Source organism: Streptomyces sp. NPDC057654, from assembly GCF_042800135.1.
GTDB lineage: Bacteria > Actinomycetota > Actinomycetes > Streptomycetales > Streptomycetaceae > Streptomyces.
Map to the genome: position 1 here is coordinate 1 of NZ_JBHVHQ010000051.1, position 20,249 is coordinate 20,249.

The following is a 20,249-nucleotide window of genomic DNA, read 5'->3' on the forward strand; positions in this document are numbered from 1 at the left end:
GGCCGCGGGAGCGGCCTGGGCGGGCTGCGGAGCGGCCTTCGCCGGCTGGGCCTGCGCGGCGGCCGGCGGGGCGGTGGTGGGGGCCGGAGTGTCGGCTCCCGTGACGCCCGTCGGCGGCTGGGCCGCCGGGGCGCCCGGCTTGTAGTCGGCGAAGAAGTCCCACCAGGCTCGGTCGACCGAGTTCGGGTCCTGGAGGTACTGCTGGTAGATCTCGTCGACGAGCCACTCATTGGGGCCGAAGACATCGGCTGGACTCTTGCCCGGCCCGTTCTCTTCGGTCGAGATGCTCGAGGTGTTGGGGGACTGTGGCGACACGGCGGCAACCGCCCTCTTCCGCTTCCTAAGGTGGTGGACAGCGGGAATAAAGGCTACGCCTCTTGGGACCTTGCTTGCAGGCCACACGGGCCAGTCGTCGCGCAAGTCACATTGTTGGTTTGGTTTCGTGGCATGACTTGGCGGGAAACACACCGAGTTTCGCTGTCCTTGAGGTCCCCAAGACTCTCCGAGGGCTCGGGCGATAGCGCCCACAACCCTCGAATGTGTGCTTCCAACGTCGACCCTACGTCAACTCGTCTGTCGAGGCGTTCCCGGAAGAGTGACTTGTATGCGGCACCCACGGGGGGATTCGGCCACACCGATCCGGCCACCGTGCAGATCGACCGCCCAGCGCGCGATGGCCAGCCCCAGACCCGTCCCGCCGTCGGTCCCCGGACCCTGCTGACCCGAGCCGCCCCGGTTGAAGCGCTCGAAGACCCGGTGCCGCTCGGACTCGGGAATGCCGGGCCCCTCGTCGATGACCTCCAGCGCCAGCGTCTCCTCGCCGTCGCCGCGCCGGGCGCGGACCGTGACCCGGCCGCGCTGCGGACTGTGCTTCACCGCGTTGTCGACCAGATTGGCCACCACCTGGTGCAGCCGCTCCACGTCCGCGTACGCGGTCAGCTCCGGCGGGGATACGTCCAGGTGGAGATGGACGTCCTTGCGGGTGTGCGGCGCGGAACCGCTGCCGTTGGCCATGCTGGCCTCCTTCAGCACGCCCGCCAGATACGGCCAGACCTCGAAGCGCCGCGAGTGCAGCGGCAGGACCCCGTTGTCCAGCCGGGACAGATCCAGCAGCTGCTCCACCAGCCGGCCCAGGCGCTGCGTCTGGCGCAGCGCGATCCGCATCGTCTCCGGGTCCGCCTCCGAGACGCCGTCCACGACGTTCTCCAGCACCGCCCGCAGCCCCGCGATCGGGGTGCGCAGCTCGTGCGAGACGTTGGCGACCAGCTCCTTGCGGTGGGTGTCCACCGCCTCCAGATCGGCCGCCATGTGGTTGAAGGCGGTGGCCAGGTCGCCGAACTCGTCGCGCCGGTCGGCCCGCACCCGCCGGGTGTAGTCGCCGTGCGCCATGGCCCCGGTGATCTCGGTCATCTCGTCCAGCGGCGCGGTCAGCCCCTGCGCCACGAACTGGGTGATCAGCAGCGAGGCGATGATCGAGAAGACGGTGATGATGCGCAGCTCGGTCGCGGAGTGGATCGCGACGAAGACCAGCAGGGTGGTGATGATCACCGACCCGATGACGAGCGCGCCGAGCGCGGCCTTCACCGAGCGGTACGGGTCCAGGGGGCGCAGCGCTTCCCACACCCGGCCCCAGGCCCCGGCGCGCTTGTTCCGTTCCGTACCGGTCACGGGTCACCACCCCCGGACGCGACGCAGCCGGGCCTTCGCGCGTACGGGCCACGGTCTGCCTCGCCACCACCCCGTATGCGGCTGCGGCCCGTCATGCGGCCGGGGTCTCCAGCGCGTAGCCCACGCCGTGGACCGTGCGGATGCGCTCGGCCCCGATCTTGCGGCGCAGCGCCTTGATGTGGCTGTCCACGGTCCGGGTCCCGGACGCGTCGGCCCAGTCCCACACCTCCGCCAGCAACTGCTCCCGGGAGAGCACCGCGCGCGGCGTGTTGGCGAGGCAGACCAGCAGGTCGAACTCGGTGGGCGTCAGATGCACGTCGCTGCCCCGCACCCGCACCCGGCGCTGCGCGTGGTCGATCTCCAGCTCGCCCAGGCGCAGGATGCCGCTGCGCGGCGTGTGCGCGGCCATCGCCGCCCGCTCCACCCGGCGCAGCAGCACATGCACCCGCGCCGCCAGCTCCCGCATCGAGAACGGCTTGGTCATGTAGTCGTCCGCGCCGACCCCGAGCCCCACCAGCATGTCGGTCTCGTCGTCGCGCGCGGTCAGCATCAGGACCGGCACCGGCCGCTGCGCCTGGACGCGGCGGCAGACCTCCAGCCCGTCGAAGCCGGGCAGCATGATGTCCAGCACGAGGGCGTCGGGCTGCCACGCCTCGGCCGTCTCCACGGCCGCCGGCCCGTCGCCCGCCGTCTGTACCTGGAATCCCTCGGCGCGCAGCCGTGCCGCGATGGCGTCGACTATCGTCTGGTCGTCCTCGACGACCAGCACCCTGCGCTGTGCGCCCGGAGTGGCCGCGGCGCCGCCCGGGCTGATGTGTGTCTGCTCCATGCGCCCCGCCCTTAGCGTCTTTCCGTGCCCGGTCGTGCTTGGTCACGCCTGGCTCGTGCGTGCCTGGTCGCCTCTACGCAAAGCAGAGTACGGGCAGGTGGCAAGGGACGGCTACGCGCCCCGAACCGCCAGGTGGACCACGTCCGGTACGCCTCGGGCAACTGCGATCTCTTCCGTCCGTACACCCGTGAACCCGGCATTCCGGAGCGCCTCGTCGAAGGCCGGGGAGGGCTGCGCGGACCAGACGGCGAGCACGCCGCCGGGGTTCAGCCGGGCCCGGCAGGCGGCGAGCCCGGCGGGGGAGTAGAGCCCGCCGTTCTCCTCCGTGACGGTCCATTCGGGGCCGTTGTCGATGTCCAGGCAGAGCGCGTCGTAGGTGTGGTCGCGGGTGTGCGACGTGTCACGCACGTACGCCACGAGGTCCGTGTGCAGGATCTCGGTCCGGGGGTCGGCGAGCGCCTCGGCGGAGACCGCGGCGAGCGGCCCGGCCAGGTGCCAGTCGATGACGGCCTGCTCGCGCTCGACGACCGCGATCCTGCCCCAGCGCGGCTCGGCGGCGGCCCGCGCGAGGGAGAAGCCGACGCCGAGGCCGCCGATGAGGAGGGCGGGGGCCTGCCGCTCGGGCGGCAGGGCGGCTAGGGCCGCGTCGATCAGCAGGCGCTCGGAGCGGCCGTCGGAGGTGTCCATCAGGAAGCAGCCGTTGGCGATGATCTCGTAGACGGCGTCGCCGGTCGCACCGGCGCCTTTGGATGCCGCGCTGCCCGCCGGGCGCCGCCGGAGCACCACCTCCCCGTACGGACCTTCGCGGCGCTCCAGGGTGACGGGGGCGTCGGTGGTGTCGTACTGCGGCGACATGGCGCGGGACCTCCGGACGGCTCGGCGGTGAAGAAAGGCGGTGAAGAAAGGGGAAAGGAGCAGCAAAGGTGTGGAGACGGGACGCCTCGCACCCGCATTCGGTTGCTCATTGTGACAGGAGTCACTGACAGGGCTTGATGGTCGGGTCGACCCCGCACCTTAATCTTCTGAGACCGACCATGTTCTGAGGCCGATCACGTTGTGAGAGCGGCCGACGGACACGGCTGCCCGGAGGGAAGGGGTCCGACCACCGTGACCTTGGTGGACGCTGCCGATGCGCCGGTTGTCACCCAGCCGGAGGCCGCGCGCCCGCCCGCGCCGGCATGGCCGAGACGGGCCCTCGCGCTGCGGCCCTGGCGGATCCTGCCGACCCCGCTCGGCACCCCGTTCACCTTCGGCTACGTCCTGATCCTGATCGCCACCGCCGCGTACGCCGACTACGGCGACCAGGAGACCGTGGGCCGGCTGCTCCGCGACTCCAGCACCGACGTCGCGCACCTCTCGGACCGGCCGCTGCTCGCCCTCGTCGCGAGCGCGTTATGGGTCGCGGGCGGACTCCAGTCGGCGTACGGACTCGCCTTCCTCTTCATCCTCACGGCACTCGAACGGCGCGTCGGCGGCCTGCGTACCGTCGGCGTCTTCCTCCTCGGCCACGTCGTCGCGACCCTCGCCACGGAGCTCCCGGTCGCCTGGGGCGTCGCCATGGGCGAGCTGCCCACCGCCTCCCTGCACCGCCTGGACTACGGGATCAGCTTCGGCCTGATGGCCTGTACGGGCGCGCTCGCCGGACTGCTGCCGCCTTCGGTGCGGTGGACGCTGCTGGGGTGTGCAGGGCTGCTGTGCGCCCGCGATCTGCTGGAGTACCTCGACCCGCTCTCCGCCTGGGGCCATCCGCTGGCCGGCCTGGTCGGGGTCGCCTGCTGGCCGCTCGTACGGCGGCGGATGCGGGAACGGGCGGTGGCGCGGGCCATGACGCGGCGCTGAGGAGCGGCGGGCTTTTTTGGAGGGGCGTCGGCTTTGGAGGGGCGTCGGCGTGGGCTGAGAGAATGAGGGTCCGCCCCGCCGGGCGGCGCCCGCCTCACACCAGGAGCCCACGCACGTTGTCCCACGACGACCGCGCCCAACCGTCCACCGGCACGACCGGCGCAGCCGACACGTCCGGCGCCGACGACGCCGACGCGCTCGGCCTGCGCTCCGACTGCGCCAGCTGCTTCGGGCTGTGCTGCGTCGCGCTGCCCTTCGCGGCCTCGGCGGACTTCGCGATCGACAAGCCCGCCGGGAAGCCCTGCCGCAACCTTCAGACGGACTTCCGCTGCGGCATCCACGCCGACCTGAGGCCGCGCGGTTTCTCCGGCTGCACCGTCTTCGACTGCTTCGGCGCGGGCCAGAAGGTCTCCCAGGTCACCTTCGGCGGCCGGGACTGGCGGCAGGCGCCGGAGACCGCGCGCCCGATGTTCGACGTGTTCCCCGTCATGCGGCAGCTCCATGAACTCCTGTGGTACCTCGCCGAGGCGCTGTCCCTCCCGCAGGCCCGCTCCCTCCACGGCGAGCTGCGCGACGCCCTGCGCCGGACCGAGCGGCTCACCGAGGGCGGCGCCGAGGAGCTGGCGGCGCTGGACGTGGCGGCGCACCGGGGCGAGGTCAACGAACTGCTGCTGCGGACGAGCGAGCTGGTACGGGCCGGTGTCGCCGGGCGCAAGAAGAAGAACCACCGGGGCGCCGACCTCATCGGCGCCAAGCTTCGCGGCGCTAACCTGCGGGGCGCGAACCTGCGCGGCGCGTACCTCATCGCCGCCGACCTGGGCGGCGCGGACCTGCGCTCGGCCGACCTGATCGGCGCCGACCTCCGCGACGCGAACCTCTCCGGCGCGGACCTCACCGGCAGCATCTTCCTCACCCAGGCCCAGCTCAACGCGGCCAAGGGCGACGCCGCCACCAGACTCCCCGAGGCGCTGACGCGGCCGGGGCACTGGGGCTGACCGCTGCCCCGTACCGGGTGACGTGCGGGGATGCGGGCGGGGATGCGGAGGGAGCGGTCGGCATGTCAATATCAGTCCATGCTGACATCAGCCGAAACTGATCTGCTCCAGGTCCTCTCCTCCCCGCTCAGGCTCCGGATCGTGACGCTGCTCGCCCGCGAGACGCTGTGCACCACGCATCTGGTGGAGGAGACCGGCGCACGGCAGACCAACCTCTCCAACCACCTCAAGGTGCTGCGCGAGGCCGGTGTCGTGGACACCGAGCCGTGCGGCAACTTCACGTACTACCGGCTGCGGCCGCAGGTCATCGAGGCGCTGGCCGGCTCGTTCGCGGAGCTGGCCGCCGTCGCGCGCGAGACCGCCGCCGCCGACCGCAGGAGGCCGTGCCTGTGACCCGCGCCGACCCCGCCGACCCCGCCACGACTCCCCAGGCCGGTACGGAAGCCCGTAAGGACGCCCGTACGGACGCGCCGCCCGCATCGTCCCCCGTCGCCGCGCGGCTCTCCACGCTCGACCGCTTCCTCGCGGTCTGGATCCTGCTGGCCATGGGCCTCGGGCTGGGCCTGGGGCGGCTGGTCCCCGGTCTGAACGACGCCCTCGCGGCGGTCGAGATCGGCGGCGTCTCGCTGCCGATCGCCGTCGGCCTGCTGGTCATGATGTACCCGGTCCTCGCGAAGGTCCGCTACGACCGGCTCGACGCGGTCACCGGCGACAAGAAGCTGATGGTCTCCTCGCTCGTCGTCAACTGGCTGCTCGGGCCCGCCGTGATGTTCGCGCTCGCCTGGATCTTCCTGCCGGACCTGCCCGAGTACCGCACCGGCCTGATCATCGTCGGCCTCGCCCGGTGCATCGCGATGGTCATCATCTGGAACGACCTGGCCTGCGGCGACCGCGAGGCCGCCGCCGTGCTCGTCGCCCTGAACTCCGTCTTCCAGGTCGTCGCCTTCGGCCTGCTCGGCTGGCTCTACCTCGACCTGCTGCCCGGCTGGCTCGGCCTCGGCGACGGCCACCGCCTCGACATCTCCATGGGGAAGATCGCCCTGAACGTCGTGGTCTTCCTCGGCATCCCGCTGGTCGCCGGTTTCCTGACCCGCCGCCTCGGGGAGCGGAAGCTCGGCCGGGAGCGGTACGAGGCGAAGGTGCTGCCGCGGATCGGCCCCTGGGCGCTGTACGGGCTGCTGTTCACCATCGTCGTCCTCTTCGCCCTCCAGGGGCGGACGATCACCTCGCAGCCGCTCGACGTCGCCCGCATCGCGCTGCCGCTGCTCGCCTACTTCGCCATCATGTGGTTCGGCACGTTCGCCCTCGGCAAGGGGCTCGGCCTCCCGTACGACCGCACGGCGACCCTCGCGTTCACCGCGGCGGGCAACAACTTCGAACTCGCCATCGCGGTCGCCATCGCGACCTTCGGCGTCACCTCCGGACAGGCCCTCTCCGGGGTCGTCGGCCCGCTCATCGAGGTGCCGGTGCTGATCGCACTGGTCTACGTATCGCTGGCCTGGCGGCGGAAGTTCGGGGCCGCGGCGGGGTGAGGCACGCGCCCGGCGGAAGGCTTGAAGGGCGGTCCGGGCCGTTCGCCGGGCCTTCCGCCGCGCGACGGCGGCCGTATGCCGGTGGTATCCGGCGCCGACGGGTTGCCGGATGCGGCCGGGCTCCGTAACGATGCCCTATGAGTCTGACGACCGAAGGCCGCGCCCCGGGCCCGGTGCGTTTCTATCTCGCCTGCGACCGCGGGGGCTGTACGGAGCGGGTCACCTTCGACCTGGTGATCGCCGAACCACCACCGGACGAGGAGCTGGATCTCACCAACTTCCTGCTCCATGAGGCCAAGCAGGCGGTTCCGCACATCGCCGAGCTGGGCTGGATCTTCATTCAGGGCGGCGAGGGTTACTGGTGCCCGGCCTGCTCGACGCCGTCCCGCGGACCGGCGGCCGGGGCCTCCTGAGGCGGGGCGCGCCTGCCTGCCCGGAGGCTCAAAGGAACGGTGTCACGCGGCGCGGGCCGTCTGCCGCCTGGACGGCCCGCCTCCGCCTCCCCTCTGCCTTCCCTCCGCCTCTGCCTCGGAGTTGAGGCAGGCTACGGCCATGGACTCCCGACCTGCCGACGCCCCCGGCCACTCCTGGCTGGGCCCTCCGATCGACGCCCGCGCCCTCTTCGCGCCGGAGCACGCCGCGCTGATCGCCACGCTGCGCGCGCTCGCGCCCGCCGACTGGCGCAAGGAGGCGGTGCCCGGCTGGACCGTACGCGATCTCGCCGCGCACCTCCTGGGCGACTGCTACGGACGCCTCTCCCGCGACCGCGACGGCCACGCGGACGGCCCCGCCTTCGCGGCGGGCGAGACGCTGGAGGCGTTCATCCACCGCATCAACCAGGAATGGGTGGACGCGCTGTCGCGGGTGAGCCCGGCGGCGCTCACCGACACCCTGGACCTGATCGGCGGGCAGACCGCCCGGTTCTTCGAGGCCGCCGACCCGCAAGCGCCGTCGCTGGGGGTGTCCTGGGCGGGCGCCGATCCCGCGCCGATGTGGCTGGACAGCGCCCGCGACTTCACCGAGTTCTGGACGCACCGCCAGCAGATACGCCACGCCGTCGGCCAGGACACCGACGCCGGGCCGCGGTTCCTGTCCGTGGTCCTGGACACCTTCATGCGGGCGCTGCCGCATACGCTGCGCGACGTCGGGGCGCCGGCCGGGACGCGGGTCCGGGTGAGCGTCGACGGACCGGCGGGCGGCGACTGGACCGCGACGGCTACGGACCGGGGCACGTGGTCCCTGGCGCCCTCGGACGGGCCTCAACGCCTCGCAGCCACCCTCCACTTGGACCCGGAGACGGCCTGGCGGCTGTGCACCCGAGGGCTTCAGCCCGCCGAAGCGCTGGCCCGTGCCCGTATCGACGGCGACCGCGAACTGGCCGCGGCGGCCTGCCGGATCGTGTCCGTCATCCACTGACGGCCGGTCGTGGGGGAGGGCGTCAGAGGCCGATGACGACCTTCCCCATGCCCGCCCCCTTCTCGAAGTAGGCGAACGCCTCCGGGGCGGCGGCGAACGGGAAGACGCGGTCGATGACCGGCCGCAACCGGTGCCGCGCGACGACCCGGTTCATCCGCTCGAAGTCGCTCCGGCTGCCGACGGCGACGGTCCGCAGCGTCGCGCCGAGCTGGAAGAACCGCGTCAGGTCCATGCCGCCGCCCGACGCGAGATTGCCGACGAGGGAGATCCGGCCGCCGTCGGCGAGGGCGTCGATGGACTGGGCGACCGTCCCCGCCCCGCCGATCTCCACGACGAGATCGACGCCGCGGCCGTCGGCGAGCGCCCGTACCCGCGCGCCCCACTCGGGCGTACGGGCGTAGTCGACGACCTCGGACGCGCCGAGGTCCTTCAGGCGCCGGGCCTTCTCCGCGCTGGACGTCGTGGCCAGCACGCGCGCCCCGGCGAGGCGGGCGAACTGCAACGCGAAGACGGACACGCCGCCCGAGCCCTGGACGAGCACGGTGTCGCCCGGACCGATCCCGTCGACGGCCGACCACGCCGTGAGGGCGGCGCACGGGAGGGTGGCCGCCTCCTCGTAGGAGAGGTGGTCCGGCACGCCGACCACGCTGCGCTCGTCGACGGCGATGTACTCGGTGAGCCATCCGTCGCGCTGCACGCCGTACAGCTCGCCCCAGCCGGGGAAGGGCCCGTAGATCCAGGCGGGATGGAAGGTGCTCATGACGCGGTCCCCGGCCCGGAACCGCGTGACGCCGTCCCCGGCCGCCTCGACGACGCCCGCGCCGTCGGAGAGCGGGACGCGGCCGGGCGGCACCGGGGCCGAGTACCGGCCGCCGACGATGAGCCGGTCCCGCGCGTTGAGCGCGGCGGCCTTCACCCGTACGAGCACCTGGCCGGCGGCCGGGACGGGCACCCGGCGCCGTACGGGAAGGACCGGGGCCTCGGTGCCGCTGACCTGGAACGCGCGCATGGACTGCTCTTCGCTGGTAGCTCTCACGCCTTCACGCTAGGGCCGGGCGGCTGGATGGAAAGTATCATTCAGTCCAGGATTCAGTGCCGATCGTCCAGGAGGTGGTGGGGAGTGGATCCCATCGACGACCTCCTCACCACGATGAAGATCGAGGACGCCCGGTACGTACGGGTGGAGGCCCGCGCCCCCTGGGGCATCTCGTTCCCGCCCCGGCACCTCGCCCGGCTGGTGCTGATCGCCGGCGGCTCGTGCTGGCTGACCGCGGACGTTTTCGACGGCCCGCAGCGGCTGACCGCAGATGACTGCTTCCTGGTACGGGCAGGGGTCGGCTTCACGCTCCAGGACGAGCGCGGCAGGCCGGTCGTCGACTGTGAGGACGTCTTCGCCCGTGAACAGGGACAGGCTCCCGGCGGTGTGGCGCGGGCCGGGGGCGACGGCGAGCCGACCGAGATCGTCTCCAGCCGGTTCGCCTTCGACGCCGTGGCGGCCGAACCGCTGTTCACCCTGCTGCCGCCGCTGTTCCGGCTCCGCCTGGACGACACGGCCGGCCATCTGCTGCGCGCCACATTCGACCTCATCGCGGGGGAGGGCGCGACCGGCCGGATCGGCTCGGGCTTCGTCATGAGCCGGCTGTCCGACGTGCTGTTCGTTCAGGCACTGCGGGCCTGCTGCGCGGAGTTCGGCGGCGGCGCGGTCGGCTGGCTCGCCGCCCTGCGGGACCCGCGCCTCGCCCAGGTCATGCGGGAGATGCACGGGGACCTGGCCCACCCCTGGACGGTCGACGTCCTCGCCCGCAAGGCGGGCATGTCCCGCTCGGCCTTCGCCGCCCTCTTCAAGGAGAAGGCGGGCGACACCCCGCTCGGCTACCTCACGGCCTGGCGCATGTACCGCGTGAAGACCCTGCTCCGCGAGACCCCGATGAGCGTCCAGGAGATCGCCGTCCGCGTCGGCTACGACACCGGCAGCGCCCTGAGCCGCGCGTTCCTCCGCCGCGAGGGCATGTCCCCGGGCTCCTGGAGACAGCTGAGGGGCCGCCCCTCCCGTAGCGAATCTCGTAGCGAAGAAGCTTGACCGCTCGGCCGGTCGTCAACGTCGATTGATGTCGTGTGCAGTTGAAGGCTGCATCTGCCCACGGCACTGAGCAGCGAGATGAAGAGTCGGACTACACGGCAGACCTGCGAGTCGTGCAGATCTACCTTGCGTTTTCGATGGTCAGCGGCGGGCTGCGTCGTGCTCTCCGCAGACGAAGCCGCACGCACTATGGCGTGCCCAGCCGGACCTCGCACCTGCCCAAGGTGATGACCGGTGAGGCGAGGAGTTCGCCTGCGTGTGCGCCATCTCAATCGCGCTGATCAACTTTGCGCTTTCGAGAGGTTGGGACGCCTGGTTCTCCTCGCGAGTCTTGATGCGAGCTGGCGCTGGCCTCTGCTGACAAGTTCACTAGCTGCCTCGCCCAGTCAACTCCGGTGCACTCATGGGCGCCTGGCCCTTCTGTCGTGCAGCGAGAAGCATCGCCAGGGGGAGCGAACATGTAGCCTGACATCGTGACAGATGGCCTCGAAATAGCCCTTCAGAAGCGTGCTGATCTCGATCGGTACGGATCCAACAAGCGACTGCTGCTCGCGCTGCAACTGATGCTCGACATCGAGGATATCGACACGGTTGCTGCCACATCACTGACTGACCATCCCAACGACAAGTCATGCGATCTGCTCTACATTGATCGCGGTTCTGGCCGAGTTATCCTCGCTCAAGGATACGAGTCCGAGAATACTGCGAAGTTGCAGGCGCCTGCGAGGAAGGCTGCTTCCCTTCACCAGGCGGTCAATTGGTTGTTCAACAAGGGCGAGCCCGACGGGGTGCCAGATGTCCTGAGGGTTGCCTGGCGCGAACTTCATGATGCACTGGCGGACGATGTCATTGGGCATGTCGCGATTTGGTACGTGCATAACCTTCCAGAGTCACAGCAGGTCATAGGAGAGCTCGAAGCGGCTCGCGACTCCGCATACGCGCAGTTGAGTCACGGCTACCCGGGTAAGAAATTCGAGGTCTCTTGCGAAGAGTTGGGTCGCGAGCGGCTGTCTGCGCATTACGAAAATTCGCAGACGCCTATTCTGGTTTCGGATACGTTCACGATTGAGGTGCCGGGGGCGTTCGAGGAACGAGGCGACCAGTGGACTGCCTTGTGTACGAGCGTACCGGTGAGCTGGCTACATGAGCGCTTTAAACAGCATGGTGCGGGGCTGTTCTCGTCGAACGTCCGTGACTACTTGGGAAGCCGTCGCTCGCAGAGCAACATCAACAACGGCATCCAGGAAACGGTTCTGAAAGAGCCGACGAACCTGTGGGCCTACAACAATGGCATCACTGCGCTGGTACACGACTTTAGCTTTAGTGGCGGCACAGTTGAGATCACGGGGCTGGGTATCGTTAACGGTGCGCAGACCACTGGGGCGATCGGCTCGGTTCCGGCGGGAGATATTGGTCAGGAGAGTCACGTCCTTATCCGCTTCATCCGCTGCAGTGATCCCGAGACCGTCAAGAGCATCGTTCGTTTCAATAACCGGCAGAATCCCACACAGGCATCGGACTTCCGTAGCAATGACGGTGTGCAGAGGCGGCTTGTACGCGAGTTCCAGCAGTTGGGGGTAGTCGGCTACAGCGGCGGCCGTCGCGGAGGCGCCGAGGATGTCATCCGCCGCCCAGGGGAGAACCATCTCTCCGCAGAGGTCGCGGCGCAGGCCCTTGCTGCCTTCCATGGAGAGTCTGGCGTGGCCTACCACGAGAAGAGCAAGATTTGGGAGCAGGACGGTATCTACAGCCGAGTCTTCCCTGAACGTGTCTCCGCCGAACACATCGTATTCGTCGCGAGCCTGCTGCGCGCCGTCGAGCTGGAGAAGGCGAAACTCGGGCGCATCGGGGCAGAGGCGCGGACTGAGGACGAGGTCGAGCTATTCGAGTGGTTTGGCCTGAGGGGGTCGATCATGCTTGCTGCGGAGGCCATCGGAGCCACGAGGGAGACGCTTGTCGGGGAAGCTGTCAGCGACCCCTACGCCCTGCGATTCAAGAAGAACGTATCTATGTCCGAGGCGGCCAAAGCGTGGGAGCCCATCGTGGAGTCGCTGTTGGCATTCGCTCCAGGGCAACTGCGGGACCCTCTGGTGACATCGAGTCTGCGTAACCGGCAGGCGGTCGACACGGCGCTCCGCAACTTCCGCTCCCAGGTCGTGGCAGCACGCAAGCACAACCGAACAACCTACGAGCTCTTTGTGGACCAGGTGATTTCTCGGTAGGACAATTGGGTGCTGCTTGACCCGACCAACACCCGCCTAGGTAACGCCGATATGGGTCTACTGGTGTAGGTGCCTGGGGGCAAGGAGTCTCAACTTCGCCGCGTCGTTGGGGCGGTTATTAGGAGGTTTTGTAGTAGCTGTCTCCATTCGGGAGAAGCGTGTGGGACATAAAGGGGTGCCAGGCACGCCTGAACACAGTGGCGAGGTGGCGATGCGCGGTTAGTGCGTCGCCAGCTCGGTGGGATGGATTGAAGGCGCGGGCACGGCGCTGCTGTGCGCGCTGAGTGCCGGCGTGCTGGGCTGATTTCCGGAGGTGATGCTTCTGGTCATGGACGCGGATCGGAGCAAGAGGCGGGCGCTTGGCCGTCATATTGGCCCAGTGGCTGATGGGGTCGTTTTCATGTTGGCCGTAGCGAGGGTGTCGTAGCCGTCGGGCGATCTCGGCGTTGAAGAGACGGCGGTCCCAGGCATTCCCTTGTGCTTGGTGTCTCCAGTAGGGCGATGAGAAGAGTGGGGCCAGGATGATGGCTTCGGGATAGACCGCGGCGCAAAGGCGGGCGACGGAGAAGGTCGTTTCGGCCGTGCCGGGAGGGATGAGGATGTTGGCCCGGCGGATCCAGTCGTGACGCACTTCGCCGTTCTCGTTCTCGGGGAGTGACCAGAGCTGGCCGCAGATGAGTATGGCGCTGAGGACCGCGTCGTAGGTGATGGCCCAGCCGTGGCGTTGGAGGATGCGCAGGTGTCGACGTTGTGCTTGGACGACTTCTGGGAGGGCGTCGAGGGGCGTGGTGTGTCCGTCGGCGTCGGATGGGCAGAGCCATAGCCGATGTCGGGCGCAGACGTAGCGGTGGTGCGGCAGGATCCTGGTGACCTCGCCGCCGGGGTGTTTGGCGTTGCAGTGGTGGCAGCCGGGTTGCGGCTGGTGGCGGAACATGGCCCAGTCGGGCTGTGGGGTGCGTAGTTCGGGCAGGGCTCCGGCGAGGGAATGGACTGTCCGGCCGGTGATGGCGGCGAGGCGTTCGGGGACGACGACGCGGCGCATGCCTCCGGAGGTTTCGCGTTCGGTGACGCACCGCCAGAGGGTGTTGATGTCGAGGCCGTGGAGGCGGGCCAGGCGGCCGATGTAGGAGGCAGCGATCTCGTGCTGTGCGGGCGGTACGGGGTCGGGTAGGCGGGGAAGGAGCATCAGGCGGTGCGCCTCCGGCGGGAGCGGGGTTTCTCCGGGGCTGTGAGAGCTTGGTAGCGTTCGGCGGCGTAGTCCACCGGAACTGTCTCCAGAAGGTCTTCTGTGATGCGTTCACTGCAGTCTTCGATGGCGAGCACCGCGGCGCCCCGGACGAGTTGCGACAGGCTGCCGATCATGCCGCCGGAGCGGTGGTAGAGGTACTCGCTCAGACCCGTCAGCGTTCCGGGCTGATGGTGGTGCAGGCGGAGCATGGACTCCAGGGTGCCAACTAGGGATTGCCAGGCTTTCTGGCCCGTCCCGGAGGCGTAGGAGAACGGGGCGGCGGGGATAACGGTGAACCGTCCGGCGATCTGGCGGCCGCGGGTGCCAGCGAACAGGCCCTGTGCCTCAACATCGATGCCCGCGTATGCGAAGGTGGCGGGCAGCCGCTCGGCGAAGTACTTCAGCTGGTCGGAGGCTTCGGCGCCGGTGCGGGTGGCGAGGTTCAGGTTGTGCAGCTCGTCGACCAGGACCAGATCGACATGGACGTGAGCGCCGGTCGCGCAGACCGCGTTGACGACGTCGGTGATGTTGAAGCGGGTGGGGAAGTCCAGGCCAAAGAACCGGGCGAACTCCATGGCGAGCATCTTCGGTGTGGCGGCCGGCGGGACGGTGACATAGACGACCGGGAGCCGGGCGCGGTCGCGTGGGTGGCGCTTGCGGACCGCGATCTCGTGGGCCCGCCCGAGTTGGGAGAGGGCGGTGGTCTTCCCTGTGCCGGAGGCGCCGCTGATGATGACTCCCCGACGGGCGGAGATCTGCTGCCGGTTGAGCTGGACCAGGAGCCGTGAGGTGGCGATGACCTTCTGGATGGTCGGGGTGTTCACCAGCGGCAGGTCGGCGTGGTAGTTCCGGCGCGCGTCGTCGTGGTGCAGCTTCTCCTTCTCGGACAGGGCGGCCTGCCGTGCTGCGGTCAGCAACGGGGGCGGGGACGGTTTGTGCTCGACGAAGCGACGCCATCCCTCCTTCGTGGTCAACGGGCTGTCCGGCGGCAGCTCCTGCTCCGTTGCCTGCTGCGGGACGAACGTGGTGCGGGAGGGCCTGGTCATAGCCACCTCTCGGCTTCTGCGTGGGCGTCAAAGACACCGAACGGGATCATCTCGGCCGGTTCGGTGCTGGAGTCGGGCGGGGCTGGTTCCGGGGCGGCACGCGGTGCGGGCGGCCGGTGGGAGGCGGCTGAGACACGTGTGCGGCCGACGACTTTCGCAGTACGGGTGTCCGGGCCGTGCTCGGCCCGGGTCAACAACTCGTCCAGGACCCGGGCGACCGCCGCTTCATTGGTGTCGTCCAGCCCGGCTTCGGCGGCCAGTCGGCGGGCGTGCTGCCAGGTGAAGTCCGCGAACGGCGCGTTCACCAGCGGAAGATGCACCCAGGGGATGGTGACCCAGCCCCGCTGGGTGCGTACGAATACCTGAGACAGGTCGTAGGGGTCGTAGTGGATCTCCCAGAGACCGCGCTTGGCTGCATGCCCAGAGTGCTGGCGCCGCAGAGGCCCCAACTCGGCGCTGTCGTAGGTGCGGTAGTTGATCCGGATGCCGTAGCCGTTGATAGCCCGCCAGGTATCCGGCAGCAGTTCCAGGTAGTCCTCACCGCGCAGGACCAGCGGCAGGTAGCCGCAGGCCGCGACCAGCGAGGTGTACTTGTCGTTCGGCGACATCGCCTTCTTCGGGCGGAACGGGTCGCGCAGAGCATCATGCGCTCTGGCTTGCCACCCGGCCAGCAGCCACTCGTCCAGCAGGTCCTGGAGTTCGGGGACCGTCCAGATAGCCCGGTCCTCGATCCGGTCGCCGCGGCGGGAAACCTCCCGCCCGGTGTAGGCGGGAAGATGCTGGACGAACAGCGTGTTGATCGCGGAGAACGTCGCCTCCACGATGGCCTTGTCGGTCGGCGTGCGCGGACGCGCTCTCTGCATCGAGATGCCGAGCCGGTCGCAAGCCCGTACGAAGGTGTCGGAGATGAACACCTTGCCGCCGTCGATGACGACGGTGTCCGGCACGATCACCGGTTTCGCCGCGGCCTGTTCCATCCGGGCGTCCACGTCCAGCAACCGCAGGTGCGGCATGCGCGACGCCGCCATCCGCAGCGAGGCGGGCCAGCCGGGCCGCATGGGCTCGGGCACCAGCATCCGGGCCAGCAACAGCGAGGCGTCCACCGCCTTGGTTCCCATCGGCCGTAGTACCGCGGCGCAGATCGTCCGCGTCGCGACATCGACCGCGATCGTCAGATCCGCGCGGGCGGTCAGCCCGGAATCGAGCACCACCATCACATCCAGGGGGGTGGAGTCGATCTGCACTTGCTCCCCGGGGCGGTCGGCGAACGTCGGGGTGAACGGGCCTTCGGGTCGGTTCGCCGTCTGCCGCCGCGTGACGGCCGAGCCGAAGGTGTGCCTCCCCGTGGATAGCGCGTCGATCAGCTTGTAGAAGGTCCGCTGACTCGGCAGCGGCACCACCCCCTCGCCGTGGGTTGCCTCCACAAGCTTGACCGCCCGGCGGATCAGTCGGGACCGGGTCCCTGTCGAGGTGTGCGTCTCCGCTTCCAGGGCCTCCTGGACGGCCGCGACCAGCCGAGCGTCCGCCCGCCCTGTCGCCTCCCAGGTCTGCGTCGCCCGCTGGTCCACCAGCCCCCAGACCCCTTGCCGGACGTAGCGCGACCGTCGGCTCTGCACGGTCCGAACGGTCACCCCCAGCTCTTGCGCCTTCGCGGCCATCCGCTCCATCAGCGAGAAGGCGGCCGGGTCATAGCCGGGGCGCGGCGGCGTGCCCGGCACGGTGCCGGGCAGCAGCCCGGTTTCGACCTCCACCATGTGCTGTTCCCACTCGCGCGCCGCCTCCAGCACCGGCTCCGGCAAGGTTGCCAGCAACCCGGACGGCTCCACCGCGGGCAGCGGCTCCGTGCCGATGACGGCGAAGTCCGGCGCCGCCATCAGATGCGACGCCAGCACCACCGATTCCGCCCCCGTCGCAGAGTGCAGCCGCACCGACGTGCCGGCAAGCGCCACCACCTGGTGATCCTCGTCGTCGTAGGCGACCCAGTCGCCAGGCCGCAACACCGGCTTGCCCGGCCCGGCCGTCACCGCCGCACCCCCGCTGACACCAGCGAGAGGGCATGCAGTGGCACCGACACATCCGCTGTCAGCTCTTGCGACCACAGCAGGTGGAACAGCACCGGCAGCACCCTGATCGGGTCCCCCACCGAGGAGGCCCCGCCCATCAGCGGCTGTGGCTCGGAGTACGCCGCCAGCAGCTCGGAGGCCACCGGTTCCGGCCGGTGCCGGGGGTGGCGGTAGCCCGCCAGCCAGCGCACATTGCGCACCACGATTGCGTCGGGTGCCCCCACCAGCCGGAACTCCCACCCCACCTGAGCGCAGGCTGTCTGCGTCGCCTCGAACTTCGCCACATCCCGTGGCTTGCGCCGATCCGCCGGGCGGCAGTCGACCACCACCGCCGTGCCGTCGTCACGGCGCGCGAAGTAGTCCGGCGCATGTGAGACGCTCTTGCCCGCATCCGACCGCCAGAACAGCCAGAACGGCTGAGACGAGATCCCCACCACCGACGGGTCGAAGTCCAGGAGCATCACGTGGTCGCGCTCCAGCCAGGACTCGTAACCGATGTGCCCGCCCACAGTGGACGACCACCAAAGGCCCGGCAGGTGCCGCTGACCCTTGTACGACTTGAACGCGCGTACCGGTGCGACGTCCTCGAACCGGAATGCCCATGCATCCACCAGCGGGCGACGGAACTCAGACCCGTCCTGGTCGGCGTACGCGACTTCGAACCCCTTCGCCGGCGGCCCGGAGACACCGCCCGGCAGTACCGCTAACGAACCTGCCACGCCTCTCTAACCCGAGCCCGCGACGATAGGTCACTCTGCAAGACGAAAGGCCAGGCGAAGGATGAAGCTGCAAAACGAAGAGATCCACGTCAAAGGACAATTGACGTGATCGCTCACAGCGAACACCCGCCGGGGAACATCAGGAGCCTCAGATGCATTGAGTCCGTATAGCTCAACTTGCCTGCCGAAGGGAAGATCATGGCTTCGACGTCCACACCGCTCACCCTCCCTGTGCTGCCGCTCGACGACGAGGTCGTGCTGCCCGGCATGGTGGTGCCGCTCGATCTCTCGGACAACGACGTACGGGCCGCCGTGGAGGCCGCACAGGCCGCGGCGCGGTCCGGTGGCTCCAGCGGTGGGAAGCCGAAGGTGCTGCTCGTGCCGCGGGTCGACGGGACATATGCCGCCGTCGGCACGCTAGGCACCGTCGAGCAGGTCGGTCGGCTCTCCGACGGGGACCCCGGCGCGCTGATCCGCGGTGTGCACCGCGTGCGGATCGGGGCCGGGACCACCGGGCCCGGAGCGGCGCTCTGGGTGGAGGGTGTCCAGATAGAGGAGAGCTCGCCCGACGCGCCCGTGCCCGGCGCCGTCGCCGAGCTGATGAAGGAGTACAAGGCCCTCGCCACCAGCTGGCTGCGCAAGCGCGGCGCCTGGCAGGTCGTGGACCGGGTGCAGCAGATCGACGATGTATCCCAGCTCGCGGACAACTCGGGATATTCCCCGTTCCTGACCATTCAGCAGCGCGTGGAGCTGCTGGAGACCGCCGACCCGGTGGCCCGGCTGCGGCTCGCCGTCTCCTGGCTCAGCGATCACCTCGCGGAGCAGGACGTCGCCGAGTCCATCGCCAAGGATGTCCAGGAGGGCGTCGACAAGCAGCAGCGCGAGTTCCTGCTCCGCCGCCAGCTCGAAGCCGTCCGTAAGGAGCTGTCCGAGCTCAACGGTGATCCTGAGGACGAAGGCGACGACTACCGGGCTCGCGTCGAGGCCGCCGATCTGCCCGACGACGTCCGCAAGGCCGCCCTCAAGGAGGTCGACAAACTGGAGCGGTCCTCCGACCAGAGCCCGGAGGGCTCCTGGATCCGCACCTGGCTGGACACCGTCCTGGAGCTGCCGTGGAACGAGCGCACCGAGGATGCTTATGACATCGCGGGCGCCAAGGGCGTCCTGGACGCCGACCACGCCGGTCTGGAGGACGTCAAGGAGCGGATCACCGAGTACCTCGCGGTCCGCAAGCGCCGCGCCGACCGGGGCCTCGGGCTCGTCGGCGGGCGGCGCGGCGGCGCGGTGCTCGCGCTCGTAGGCCCGCCGGGCGTCGGAAAAACCAGCCTCGGCGAGAGCGTCGCGCACGCCATGGGGCGCAAGTTCGTCCGGGTCGCCCTCGGCGGCGTCCGCGACGAGGCCGAGATCCGCGGCCACCGCCGTACGTACGTGGGCGCGCTGCCCGGCCGGATCGTACGGGCCGTCAAGGAAGCCGGGTCCATGAACCCCGTCATCCTGCTCGACGAGATCGACAAGGTCGGCTCCGACTTCCGGGGCGACCCGGCCGCCGCCCTCCTCGAAGTTCTCGACCCGGCGCAGAACCACACCTTCCGCGACCACTACCTGGAGGTCGAACTCGACCTGTCCGACGTGGTCTTCCTCGCCACCGCCAACGTCCTCGAAGCCATCCCCGAGGCCCTGCTCGACCGCATGGAGCTGGTCCGGCTCGACGGCTACACCGAGGACGAGAAGGTCACCATCGCCCGCGACCACCTGCTGAAGCGGCAGTTGGAGCGCGCGGGCCTGGGCGACGACGAGGTGGTCCTGGAGGACGAGGCGCTGCGCAAGCTCGCCGGCGAGTACACCCGCGAGGCGGGCGTACGGAATCTGGAGCGGTCCGTCGCGCGGCTGCTGCGCAAGGTCGCGGCCCAGCACGAACTCGGCGAGCGGGAGCTGCCGTTCACCGTCGGCGCGGACGACCTGCGCGGCCTGATCGGGCGACCGCACCACACCCCCGAGTCCGCCCAGGACCCGGCCGAGCGGCGCACCGCCGTGCCCGGCGTGGTCACCGGCCTCGCCGTGACCGGCGCGGGCGGCGACGTCCTGTACGTGGAGGCGTCGCTCGCCGACGCCGAGTCGGGCGCCGCGGGGCTGACGCTGACCGGGCAACTCGGCGACGTCATGAAGGAGTCCGCGCAGATCGCGCTCTCCTTCCTGCGCTCGCACGGAGCGGAACTGGAGCTGCCCGTGGGCGACTTGAAGGAGCGCGGCGTCCACCTGCACGTACCGGCCGGGGCCGTGCCGAAGGACGGGCCGAGCGCGGGCGTCACCATGACCACCGCGCTGGCCTCGCTGCTCTCCGGCCGCCAGGTCCGCCCGGACGTGGCCATGACCGGCGAGGTGTCGCTGACCGGCCGCGTGCTGCCGATCGGCGGCGTCAAGCAGAAGCTGCTCGCCGCGCACCGGGCCGGCATCACGACGGTGGTCATCCCCAAGCGCAACGAGCCGGATCTCGACGACGTGCCCGCCGAGATCCTCGACCGGCTCGACGTGCACCCGGTCTCGGACGTCCGCCAGGTCCTGGAGCTCGCGCTCCAGCCCGCCGCGGCCGACGAGGCCGACGAGGCCGCCGC

The 20,249-nt window shown here is 69.9% G+C and carries 18 protein-coding genes; 9 read left to right on the forward strand and 9 right to left on the reverse strand.

The window, feature by feature from the left end; all coding sequences use genetic code 11:
- The 4 genes from ACFU99_RS07025 to ACFU99_RS07040 all read right to left on the reverse strand — a co-directional run.
- Positions 1 to 315: hypothetical protein (locus tag ACFU99_RS07025; protein ID WP_384386961.1), on the reverse strand; the 315-nt coding region annotated here is incomplete at its 3' end.
- 249 nt (positions 316 to 564) lie between these two features.
- A complete protein-coding gene (locus tag ACFU99_RS07030) occupies positions 565 to 1,668 on the reverse strand; it encodes a sensor histidine kinase (protein ID WP_384386964.1) in 1,104 nt (367 codons plus the stop codon).
- A gap of 91 nt (positions 1,669 to 1,759) precedes the next feature.
- Positions 1,760 to 2,497 carry a response regulator transcription factor gene (locus tag ACFU99_RS07035; RefSeq protein ID WP_384386967.1) on the reverse strand — a complete coding sequence of 246 codons (738 nt, stop codon included), beginning with the start codon at positions 2,495 to 2,497 and terminating at the stop codon, positions 1,760 to 1,762.
- Between the two features lie 111 nt (positions 2,498 to 2,608).
- Positions 2,609 to 3,352, reverse strand: a complete 744-nt coding sequence (locus ACFU99_RS07040) for a spermidine synthase (protein WP_384386970.1) — start codon at positions 3,350 to 3,352, stop codon at positions 2,609 to 2,611.
- Positions 3,353 to 3,613: 261 nt separating this feature from the next.
- Here ACFU99_RS07040 and ACFU99_RS07045 point away from each other — a divergent pair, with 261 nt between their 5' ends.
- The 6 genes from ACFU99_RS07045 (at position 3,614) to ACFU99_RS07070 (ending at position 8,279) form a co-directional block, all read left to right on the forward strand.
- Positions 3,614 to 4,336 (forward strand): rhomboid-like protein, encoded by a 723-nt coding sequence (locus tag ACFU99_RS07045; protein ID WP_384386973.1) that lies wholly within the window; start codon positions 3,614 to 3,616, stop codon positions 4,334 to 4,336.
- A gap of 116 nt (positions 4,337 to 4,452) precedes the next feature.
- Positions 4,453 to 5,331 (forward strand): pentapeptide repeat-containing protein, encoded by an 879-nt coding sequence (locus ACFU99_RS07050; protein WP_384386976.1) that lies wholly within the window; start codon positions 4,453 to 4,455, stop codon positions 5,329 to 5,331.
- A 78-nt stretch (positions 5,332 to 5,409) separates the two neighbouring features.
- The gene (locus ACFU99_RS07055; RefSeq protein WP_384386978.1) at positions 5,410 to 5,724 is read left to right on the forward strand and encodes an ArsR/SmtB family transcription factor; all 315 of its coding nucleotides are present in this window, start codon (positions 5,410 to 5,412) and stop codon (positions 5,722 to 5,724) included.
- Entirely contained in the window at positions 5,721 to 6,863 is a 1,143-nt protein-coding gene (gene arsB / locus ACFU99_RS07060; protein WP_384386981.1) for an ACR3 family arsenite efflux transporter, read from the forward strand. The genes ACFU99_RS07055 and arsB overlap by 4 nt, the downstream gene beginning before the upstream one ends.
- 137 nt (positions 6,864 to 7,000) lie before the next feature.
- Complete coding sequence (locus tag ACFU99_RS07065) at positions 7,001 to 7,276, forward strand: hypothetical protein (RefSeq protein ID WP_363227248.1); 276 nt, start codon at positions 7,001 to 7,003, stop codon at positions 7,274 to 7,276.
- Between the two features lie 139 nt (positions 7,277 to 7,415).
- Entirely contained in the window at positions 7,416 to 8,279 is an 864-nt protein-coding gene (locus ACFU99_RS07070; RefSeq protein WP_384386983.1) for a maleylpyruvate isomerase family mycothiol-dependent enzyme, read from the forward strand.
- A 22-nt stretch (positions 8,280 to 8,301) separates the two neighbouring features.
- On the opposite strand, the gene ACFU99_RS07075 is transcribed toward ACFU99_RS07070, so the two are convergent.
- The gene (locus tag ACFU99_RS07075; RefSeq protein WP_384386986.1) at positions 8,302 to 9,315 is read right to left on the reverse strand and encodes an NAD(P)-dependent alcohol dehydrogenase; all 1,014 of its coding nucleotides are present in this window, start codon (positions 9,313 to 9,315) and stop codon (positions 8,302 to 8,304) included.
- An 84-nt stretch (positions 9,316 to 9,399) separates the two neighbouring features.
- Between ACFU99_RS07075 and ACFU99_RS07080 the strand changes: the two genes are divergently transcribed.
- Together ACFU99_RS07080 and ACFU99_RS07085 are read left to right on the forward strand one after the other, a co-directional pair.
- Positions 9,400 to 10,359, forward strand: coding sequence for an AraC family transcriptional regulator (locus tag ACFU99_RS07080; protein WP_384386988.1), 960 nt, complete (start codon positions 9,400 to 9,402; stop codon positions 10,357 to 10,359).
- Between the two features lie 473 nt (positions 10,360 to 10,832).
- The gene (locus ACFU99_RS07085; RefSeq protein ID WP_384386990.1) at positions 10,833 to 12,581 is read left to right on the forward strand and encodes an AIPR family protein; all 1,749 of its coding nucleotides are present in this window, start codon (positions 10,833 to 10,835) and stop codon (positions 12,579 to 12,581) included.
- A 118-nt stretch (positions 12,582 to 12,699) separates the two neighbouring features.
- Here the strand turns inward: ACFU99_RS07085 and ACFU99_RS07090 are convergent, their stop codons facing one another.
- From ACFU99_RS07090 to ACFU99_RS07105, 4 genes are read right to left on the reverse strand one after another with little or no spacing between them, the layout of a single operon-like run.
- Positions 12,700 to 13,767 carry a hypothetical protein gene (locus tag ACFU99_RS07090; protein WP_384386992.1) on the reverse strand — a complete coding sequence of 356 codons (1,068 nt, stop codon included), beginning with the start codon at positions 13,765 to 13,767 and terminating at the stop codon, positions 12,700 to 12,702.
- Positions 13,767 to 14,855, reverse strand: a complete 1,089-nt coding sequence (locus ACFU99_RS07095) for a TniB family NTP-binding protein (protein WP_384386995.1) — start codon at positions 14,853 to 14,855, stop codon at positions 13,767 to 13,769. The genes ACFU99_RS07090 and ACFU99_RS07095 overlap by 1 nt, the downstream gene beginning before the upstream one ends.
- Positions 14,852 to 16,879, reverse strand: a complete 2,028-nt coding sequence (locus ACFU99_RS07100; RefSeq protein WP_384386997.1) for a Mu transposase C-terminal domain-containing protein — start codon at positions 16,877 to 16,879, stop codon at positions 14,852 to 14,854. Before ACFU99_RS07100 ends, ACFU99_RS07095 begins: the two co-directional genes overlap by 4 nt.
- Entirely contained in the window at positions 16,876 to 17,637 is a 762-nt protein-coding gene (locus tag ACFU99_RS07105) for a TnsA-like heteromeric transposase endonuclease subunit (protein WP_384387000.1), read from the reverse strand. The genes ACFU99_RS07100 and ACFU99_RS07105 overlap by 4 nt, the downstream gene beginning before the upstream one ends.
- 198 nt (positions 17,638 to 17,835) lie before the next feature.
- Between ACFU99_RS07105 and lon the strand changes: the two genes are divergently transcribed.
- The coding region (lon, locus tag ACFU99_RS07110; RefSeq protein ID WP_384387002.1) for an endopeptidase La at positions 17,836 to 20,249 on the forward strand (2,414 nt) is incomplete at its 3' end.